Raw genomic sequence first — 8,499 nt, 5'->3', positions numbered from 1 at the left:
CGGCCTCGGCGGCGTGGTCGGCGACGCCCTGGTGCGCGCGCCCGCGGTGATTTTCGGACCGGCCGGGACAATCTATCGCATCGTGCTGGGCACGATCCTGTTCGCCGCGCTGGCCGCGACCTTCCTGATCGCCTGCGGTCTTGGCGCCCGTGAGCATGACGACGAGCTCGCGGAGATCGAGGATGACGACAAGCCGCTCGACGAAGACGAAGGGAGCGATCGCGGTTCGGTGTCGCTGGGCTGGCTGTTCCATGCGCTGATGAGCACCAAGGCGCGTCTGATCTGGCTCTTCAGTGCCGCCTATCGCTCGCTGGTCTCGAGCGGACCGAAGACCAAGGCCGTGGCATTCAGCCGCCAGGAGCCGAATCTCGGCGGCGGCCGCGCTGCGCCCTCGATCTCGCCGCAGCCCGAAGACGAGGATGACGAGGACCAGCACGAAGAAGAGGAAGACGAGGAGGAAGAGGAAGAGGAGCCCGCTGCGCGCGCCCCGCGCAAGAAGGCTGCCCCGAAGACCCCTGCCAAGAAATCCTCCGACAAGTTCGACCTTCCGTCGGTCTCCATGCTGGCCGCGCCGAAGGCCGGCGACCGCCAGCCGCTCAGCAAGGCCGAGCTCGAGACCAATTCGCGCTCGCTCGAAGGCGTGCTGCAGGATTTCGGTGTGCGCGGCGAGATCGTGAAGGCCAACCCCGGTCCCGTCGTCACGCTGTACGAGCTGGAGCCGGCGCCCGGCATCAAGTCGTCGCGCGTGATCGGACTTGCCGACGATATCGCCCGTTCGATGAGCGCGCTGTCCGCACGCGTCGCCGTCGTGCCCGGCCGCAACGCCATCGGCATCGAGCTGCCGAACGCGCATCGCGAAAAGGTCTATCTGCGCGAATTGCTGATTGCGAAAGAGGCGACCGACACGGTGGCAAAACTGCCGCTTTGCCTCGGCAAGACCATCGGCGGCGACCCTGTGATCATCGACCTCGCGCGCACGCCGCACATGCTGATCGCCGGCACCACCGGCTCCGGCAAATCGGTCGCCATCAACACCATGATCCTCAGCCTGGTCTACCGGCTGCGTCCGGACCAGTGCCGCCTGATCATGGTCGATCCGAAGATGCTCGAACTCTCCGTCTATGACGGAATCCCCCATCTGCTCACGCCCGTCGTGACCGACCCGAAGAAGGCGGTGGTCGCGCTGAAATGGGCCGTGCGCGAGATGGAAGAGCGCTACAAGAACATGGCCAAGCTCGGTGTGCGCAACATCGACGGCTACAACACCCGCCTGCTCGAATTGAAGGCCAAGGGCGAAGAGCCGACGCGCACGGTGCATACCGGCTTCGACAAGGAGACCGGCAAGGCGATCTACGAGGAAGAGAAACTCTCGCTCGACCCGCTGCCCTACATCGTCATCATCGTCGACGAAATGGCCGACCTGATGATGGTCGCCGGCAAGGACATCGAAGGCGCGGTGCAGCGCCTCGCGCAGATGGCGCGTGCCGCCGGCCTGCACGTGATCCTCGCGACGCAGCGTCCGTCGGTCGACGTCATCACCGGCACCATCAAGGCGAACTTCCCGACCCGCATCGCCTTCCAGGTGACGTCCAAGATCGACAGCCGTACCATTTTGGGCGAGATGGGCGCCGAGCAGCTGCTCGGCCAGGGCGACATGCTCTACATGGCCGGCGGCGGCCGCATCAGCCGCGTGCACGGACCTTTTGCGTCCGACGAGGAAGTCGAGAAGGTGGTGCGTCACCTCAAGACACAGGGACAACCGGAATATCTCGAAGCGGTTACCGCCGAGGAGCCGACCGAGGACGAGGACGGCGCGGTGTTCGACGCGACCGGCATGGGCGGGGATGGCGGCGGCGATCTGTTCCAGCAAGCCGTTGCGATCGTCAAACGCGACCGCAAGGCATCGACCAGCTACATCCAGCGCCGCCTGCAGATCGGCTACAACCGCGCCGCATCGCTGATGGAGCGCATGGAACTGGAAGGCATCGTCGGGCCCGCCAACCATGCCGGCAAGCGCGAGATTCTGGTCGAGGAAGAAGACAGCCATATGTGAGGCAGCCGCCTCAACACATCATTTCACGCGAAATCGTTATCTGCTTTTGCCCGAAATCACGCTAAAAGACGCCCAGCCATACAGGACGACGCGTTGATCAGACATCCGGACATTCGATTCGCTGCCACCATCGCCGCGCGAGGCGCGCGCGTGGCCGGCGTGCTTCTCGTCACTGCCGCGATGGTGACCGCGACGTCGTTCGCGCAGACCGTGCCGGTGCCGAAGCCCGCGCCGAAGGGCCGTGATGGTGCTCAATCCGGAGGCGGTGGACCCGCTGTCACCGGCGCGACGCAGGCGCCGCCGAATCCGGTGATCCCGGATCCGCGCCGCAACGTGCCGAGCAGCATCTTCCAGACCTTCGATGCCAACCAGAAGGCGCAGGCGGCCAAGGTCAGCGCCTACCTGTCCTCGCTGTCGACGCTGGTCGGAAATTTCGTCCAGGTCGGCCCCGACGGCAGCAAGACCCAAGGCGATTTCTACATCCAAAAGCCGGGCAAGGTCCGCTTCGAATATGACGCGCCGAGCCCGATCGACATCGTCGCCGACGGATCGTCACTCGTGGTGCGCGACCGCAAGCTCGCGACGCAGGACGTCTATCCGCTGTCGCAGACGCCGCTGCGCTTCCTGCTGTCCGACCGCATCGACCTGATGAAGGACACCAACGTCGTCAACGTCTCGGCCGACGACGTCTTCGTCAGCGTCACCATCGAGGAGAAGCAGGCGTTGGTCGGCACCAGCCGGCTCCTGTTGATGTTCGGCGCCAAGGACGGCCAGCTGAAGCAGTGGACCGTCACCGATCCGCAGGGCTACGACACCACGATCGCGGTCTACAATCTGGATTCGAGCAAGAAGCTCGATCCCGGCATGTTCAAGATCGATTTCACCAATTACGGCCCCGCGCCGGGTTAAACGCTCCGCTGCCGTAGGGTGGGCAAAGGCGCGGAGCGCCGTGCCCACCATCTCTCACCTCATGGCAGGCAAATGGGCACGCTTCGCTTTGCCCACCCTACGAGAGCGCGACCAGATCCTCGTATTTCGCACCCGAAAAGACGGTGGGCACGGCGCGTTGCGCCTTTGCTCGGCCTCCGAGAGCTTGCTAAGACGCATTTCCCATGCGTTTTTCCCTGACAACCTGGAACATCAATTCGGTGCGGCTGCGCATCGATCTGGTCGCGAAATTCCTCAAGAGCGCGCGGCCGGATGTGCTGTGCCTGCAGGAAACCAAGTGTATCGACGATGCCTTTCCGCTGAAGCGCTTCAAGCGGCTCGGCTACGAGCATGTCGCGCTGAACGGGCAGAAGGGCTATCACGGCGTCGCCATCGTCTCGAAGATTCCGTTCGAATCGAAGGACATCCGCACCTTCTGCGACAAGGTGGATTCGCGCCACATCTCGGTGTCGTTCGGCGAGAAGGCCAATATCGCAAAGCCGCTGGTGCTGCATAATTTCTACGTGCCCGCCGGCGGCGACATTCCCGATCCCGCGCTGAACGAGAAGTTCGACCACAAGCTGCGCTTCCTCGACGAGATGAAGGCGTGCGAACCGCTGCATCCGCGCGGGGAGGATCGTCACATCCTGGTCGGCGACCTCAATGTCGCTCCGCACGAGAACGACGTGTGGTCGCACAAGCAGCTTCTGAAAGTGGTCTCGCATACGCCTGTCGAAACCGAGAAGCTGCAGGCCGCGCTCGAAGCCGGCGAATGGGTCGACGTCGCACGTGACCGCATTCCGATGTCGGAGAAGGTTTACACCTGGTGGAGTTACCGCTCTCCCGACTGGACCGTCGGCGATCGCGGCCGCAGGCTCGACCACATCTGGGTCTCGCGCGCGCTGAAGGATGCGGTCAGTGATTTCAGGATTCTGCGCGACGCGCGGAGCTGGGAACGGCCGTCGGACCATGTCCCGGTGACGGTGACGCTGGAGGTGTGAGGTCCTGCCGTCATTCCGGGGCGCGCGCAGCGCGAGCTATGGTGCGCAATTGCGACCTGAGAATCCATAGTGCGGCAGAGTCAGTGGATGAATGGATTCCGGGTTCGCGACTTCGTCGCGCCCCGGAATGACAGCCCGCTACGACGTCAGCTTCGCACCCGCCATCAAAATATCGCTCGCAATCTGGCTGGAGCGCACTGCGAATTCATCGCGGAGGCGAACCGCGGCGGCCGGGTCGCTTTCGAGCACGCGCTGGAACAGGCTGCGGGCGACGCGGATGACCGAGGAATGCTCCAGCGCGATCGCGCTCGACGGCCGCTTCATCGGCACCACCAAAGCGAGCTCACCGATCAGCGCGCCAGGACCGGCGATCATTTCGGCGCCGGCACCGTCGTCGACCCGGAAGGCGCCGCGTTGGACCACGAAGCCGGCATCGGCGTCGTCGCCGAGATTGAACAGGGTGTCGCCGCGGACGAAGTCACGCTGCTCGGAGCCGATCGCCAGCATGCGCAACGAGGCGTCTCCCAACAGGCGCAGTGTCGGGACTCGCTCGAGAAGCGCTACGTCGTCGTCGATTGACATTCAGATCCGAGGCTCAAGGGCATGCGATCTAAAACGATTCGCACGCCCTTCAAGCGTATCACGGCACCAGCTTGTAGCCACCGGCTTCCGTGACCAGGATTTCCGGGTTGGCGGCGTCCTTCTCGATCTTCTGGCGGAGGCGGTAGATGTGGGTTTCCAGCGTATGGGTGGTGACGCCGGAATTATAGCCCCAGACCTCCTGGAGCAGGGTCTCACGCGAGACCGGCATCTGGCCGGCACGGTAGAGGAAGCGGAGGATGGCGGTTTCCTTCTCCGTCAGCCGCACCTTGCGCGCATTGGCGGCGGTGAGCATCTTGGAGCCGGGCCGGAAGGAGTAGGGGCCGACCGAGAACACCGCGTCCTCGCTGGCCTCGTGCTGGCGGAGCTGGGCGCGGATGCGGGCCAGCAGGACTGCGAAGCGGAAAGGTTTTGCCACATAGTCGTTGGCGCCGGATTCCAGCCCCAAAATCGTGTCGGAATCGGTGTCGTGTCCGGTCAGCATGATGATCGGGGCCTTGAATCCGCCCTTGCGCAACGAGCGGACCACCTCGCGGCCGTCGGTGTCGGGCAGGCCGACATCCATCAGGACGAGATCGGGGGCATTGGCCTTGGCCGCGCTCGCGCCTTTGGCGCCGGTATCGACCGCGGAGGCTTCGAACTCTTCGTGTAGCGATAATTGCTCCACCAACGTGTCGCGCAGATCGGTATCGTCATCCACGATCAGGATCTTGCGGGCATTGGCCATAGGGGGTCATCCTTTTGGGGTCCGACTCGGCGCGCATCCATGCTGCACCCAGCCGTGAGGGAAGTTTAGGGGGTCGCTGTTGTTATTGTTGTTCGTGTTGAAGTAGTGGGCTGTCACCGATTCACAAGCCAGAACCACTCTAACCCAGAATAGCAGGGCGCTTTGATGAATGTCCTGTAATGAATTCGACATCGCATTTTCACATGAAAAACAAAGCAGCTTCAGTTGGTTACACCATGAATCGAAGCGCCAGACCACTCTCCGCGATCCGCGTTAAGCCTGCAGCCGGGAATCCGCGCAGAGGCTGGCTGACGGCGGGATCGCTGACCATTCCGGTGGCGCTGGGGCGGGGCGGCATTCTCGCCAACAAGCGCGAGGGCGATGGCGGCACCCCCAGGGGCAGTTTCCGTCCCAGGCGGTTGTGGTGGCGGGGCGACCGGCACAGCCGGCCGCAGAGTTTCCTGCCGGCCCGGATCATCACCGGAGCGGACGCCTGGTGCGAGGATCCCAGCGACCGCCACTACAATCAGGGAATCCGGCGCGGCGAGGGGCAGGGCGGTGACCGGCTCAAGCGCACCGACCATCTCTATGATTTCATCATCGAAATCGACCACAACACGAGGCCACGGATCGCCGGCCGTGGCAGCGCGGTATTTTTGCACCTGGCCCGCGACAATTTCGGTCCGACCGCGGGCTGCGTGTCGATGACGAAATCTGCGATGCTGCAATTGTTGCGGCGGTTGGGACCAAAAACAAAAATCATCATCGGGTGAGGATGCATGCTCGACAAGGATCAGATCACCGCCGCATCGCGCGTCCTCGTTCAACATTGGCGCGACGGCTCCAAGCTTGACGCGCTGGAGGCGCGGTTGCGGCCGCAGAGCCGCACGGAGGGCTATGCCGTCCAGGCTGTGCTCGAAACCCAGTCGTTTGGAAAATTATTCGGCTGGAAGATCGCGGCCACCAGCGTATCAGGACAGACGCACATCAACGTCACCGGGCCGCTGGCCGGCCGCATCATGAGCGACACCGTGATCGCGGACGGCGGTAGCGCCGCGATGAAGGGCAACGAGATGCGCGTCGGCGAGCCTGAGTTCGCCTTCCGCATGGGGCGCGATCTGCCGCCGCGCGCAGCGCCGTACACGGTCGAGGAGGTGCTGGCCGCCGTCGACAGTTTCCATCCCGCGATCGAGATTCCGGATTCGCGCTTTGCCGATTTCGCCAGCGCCGGTGAGGCGCAGCTGATCGCCGACAATGCCTGCGCGCACCTGTTCGTGCTGGGCGCGGCGACGTCCGCGAACTGGCGGGCGATGGATCTCGTCGAGGAGCGGCCAGTGATCACGCTGCGCGGCCAGCGCTATATCGGCCACGGCAAGAACGTGCTCGGCGATCCCCGCGCCGCGCTCGCCTGGCTTGCCAACGAGCTGCGCGGGCTCGGCATCACCTTGCGGGCAGGGGAGGTCGTGACCACAGGCACGTGCCATCCGCCGCTGCCGATCCAGGCCGGTGATCATTTTGCAGTGGATTTCGGGGTGCTGGGCAAGGTGTCGGTGGGGTTTGTATAGGCAGTCCCCTCGGCCGTCATTGCGAGGAGCCCTTGCGACGAAGCAATCCGGAATCCCTCCGCGGAAAGATCCTGGATTGCTTCGCTACGCTCGCAATGACGAATTTGAGAGTTCGTGCAGGGCGGGCGCCGTCGCTGACGGCTCCTACCTGTGCCCGAAGATCGCGCTGCCCACCCGCACATGGGTGGCACCGAGCATGATCGCCGTCGCAAAATCCGCGCTCATGCCCATCGAGAGATTCGTCAATCCATTGCGCGCGGCGATCTTGGCGGTCAGCGCGAAATGCGCCGCCGGCGGCTCGTCGACCGGCGGGATGCACATCAACCCGGAGATCGTCAGCCCGTAGCTGTCGCGGCAGCTGGCGAGGAAGGCGTCGGCCTCGCCGGGCGGCACGCCGGCCTTCTGCGGCTCCTCGCCGGTGTTGATCTGGACGAAGAGCTGCGGGTGCTTGTTCTGGGATTCGATTTCCTTGGCTAACGCTTGGCAAATGCTCGGACGGTCGACCGAATGGATGGCGTCGAACAGTGCGACCGCCTCCTTCGCCTTGTTGGATTGCAGTGGTCCGATCAGATGCAGCGCGATGCCGGAGTAAACAGACGTTAACACGGGCCACTTGCTTTTGGCCTCCTGCACCCGATTCTCGCCGAATACGCGCTGTCCGGCGCCGATGACCGGCGTGATGGCATCCGCGGCGAAAGTCTTGGACACCGCGATCAGCGTCACGGAGGCGCGATCGCGTCGCGCATCCGTGCAGGCGCGGGAGATTTCGGCTTCGACCGCGGCGAGCGCGTTTGGTGAATGGCCGGTTACCGGCGCAGCATTGGCTTCTGTCATGACGTCGTTTGGTTGTGCTCGTAACCGGAGGTAAGTCCAATTTTACCGAGTTCAAGCAAGAGTTTTTGAACCCTTCGCTTTACCTTGGCCCGCGGGGTGGGTAGCGAAGATGAGAAGCATCAGTCTCAACCGCAAACGAGCGAAACTCAAGCAGGTTCTCGGAATCCGGGCGCGGCTCGCGTTGCTTGCGGTGATTCTGGTGGCGCCCTTGATGCTCGAGCGCATCCGTTCGCTCGAAGACACCCGCGCCCGGCAGATCGCGCAGGCCACGGTCGAATTCACCACCGTCGCAAGGCACAGCGCCGATGCACAGCGCGAGGTGATCTCGTCGGTCGAGACCATCCTGAAATCGGAAGCCTTCATCCGCGCCTCCGCCGGCGGCATCAGCAAGAGCTGCGATGTGCTGCGCGCGAGTCTGCCGTCGAACCTGCCCTGGATCCGCACGCTTTTGATCGCCGGCCAGGACGGACGCATTCAATGCGCCACCAACAACATGTATGTTGGCCTCGATCTCAGTGACCGGCCGTACTTCCAGCAGGCACAGGAAACCGGCCGCTTCGTGCTGAGTGATTTCATCCTGTCGCGGCCGGTGCCGACGCCGACCGTGATGGCGGTCTATCCGGTGTCCGCCTTCAGCGGCGTGCCCGATGCCGTCGTGCTCGCCACCGTCAATCTCGACTGGATGTCGAAGGTGATGAGCAATCTGGGTGGCCGCGCCGGCATCACCGCCGTGCTGGTCGACAGCGCGGGCACCGTGCTGGCCGCTCCCGCCGACCAGCACAGTGCCGTCGG

At 63.9% G+C, this 8,499-nt stretch carries 8 protein-coding genes and 1 pseudogene; 6 read left to right on the top strand and 3 right to left on the bottom strand.

The window, feature by feature from the left end; all coding sequences use genetic code 11:
- The 3 genes from MOV75_RS18660 to xth form a co-directional block, all read left to right on the top strand.
- Positions 1 to 2,053, top strand: a 2,053-nt coding sequence (locus MOV75_RS18660; protein WP_247006346.1) for a DNA translocase FtsK, incomplete at its 5' end; no start/stop codon positions are given.
- Positions 2,054 to 2,203: 150 nt separating this feature from the next.
- Positions 2,204 to 2,962: an outer membrane lipoprotein carrier protein LolA gene (locus MOV75_RS18655; protein ID WP_247006347.1), complete on the top strand. Its 759-nt coding sequence runs from the start codon at positions 2,204 to 2,206 to the stop codon at positions 2,960 to 2,962.
- 203 nt (positions 2,963 to 3,165) lie between these two features.
- Positions 3,166 to 3,981 carry an exodeoxyribonuclease III gene (gene xth, locus MOV75_RS18650; RefSeq protein WP_246930019.1) on the top strand — a complete coding sequence of 272 codons (816 nt, stop codon included), beginning with the start codon at positions 3,166 to 3,168 and terminating at the stop codon, positions 3,979 to 3,981.
- A gap of 138 nt (positions 3,982 to 4,119) precedes the next feature.
- Here the strand turns inward: xth and MOV75_RS18645 are convergent, their stop codons facing one another.
- Positions 4,120 to 4,563, bottom strand: coding sequence for a cyclic nucleotide-binding domain-containing protein (locus MOV75_RS18645; RefSeq protein WP_194405284.1), 444 nt, complete (start codon positions 4,561 to 4,563; stop codon positions 4,120 to 4,122).
- Positions 4,564 to 4,621: 58 nt separating this feature from the next.
- Entirely contained in the window at positions 4,622 to 5,308 is a 687-nt protein-coding gene (locus tag MOV75_RS18640; protein ID WP_007598630.1) for a response regulator transcription factor, read from the bottom strand.
- Between the two features lie 203 nt (positions 5,309 to 5,511).
- On the opposite strand from MOV75_RS18640, the gene MOV75_RS18635 reads away from it, so the two are divergent.
- Both MOV75_RS18635 and MOV75_RS18630 read left to right on the top strand, forming a co-directional pair.
- Positions 5,512 to 6,081 (top strand): L,D-transpeptidase, encoded by a 570-nt coding sequence (locus MOV75_RS18635; RefSeq protein WP_246930020.1) that lies wholly within the window; start codon positions 5,512 to 5,514, stop codon positions 6,079 to 6,081.
- Positions 6,082 to 6,087: 6 nt separating this feature from the next.
- Entirely contained in the window at positions 6,088 to 6,873 is a 786-nt protein-coding gene (locus MOV75_RS18630; RefSeq protein ID WP_247006345.1) for a 2-keto-4-pentenoate hydratase, read from the top strand.
- 144 nt (positions 6,874 to 7,017) lie between these two features.
- On the opposite strand, the gene MOV75_RS18625 is transcribed toward MOV75_RS18630, so the two are convergent.
- Positions 7,018 to 7,707 carry a YggS family pyridoxal phosphate-dependent enzyme gene (locus MOV75_RS18625; RefSeq protein ID WP_246930023.1) on the bottom strand — a complete coding sequence of 230 codons (690 nt, stop codon included), beginning with the start codon at positions 7,705 to 7,707 and terminating at the stop codon, positions 7,018 to 7,020.
- A 109-nt stretch (positions 7,708 to 7,816) separates the two neighbouring features.
- Between MOV75_RS18625 and MOV75_RS18620 the strand changes: the two are divergent.
- Positions 7,817 to 8,499, top strand: a pseudogene (locus MOV75_RS18620) (GGDEF domain-containing protein); the annotation flags it as partial.

Source organism: Bradyrhizobium sp. PRIMUS42 (assembly GCF_023006515.1).
Taxonomy (GTDB): Bacteria; Pseudomonadota; Alphaproteobacteria; order Rhizobiales; family Xanthobacteraceae; genus Bradyrhizobium.
This window is presented reverse-complemented; position numbering and strand designations above follow the sequence as displayed.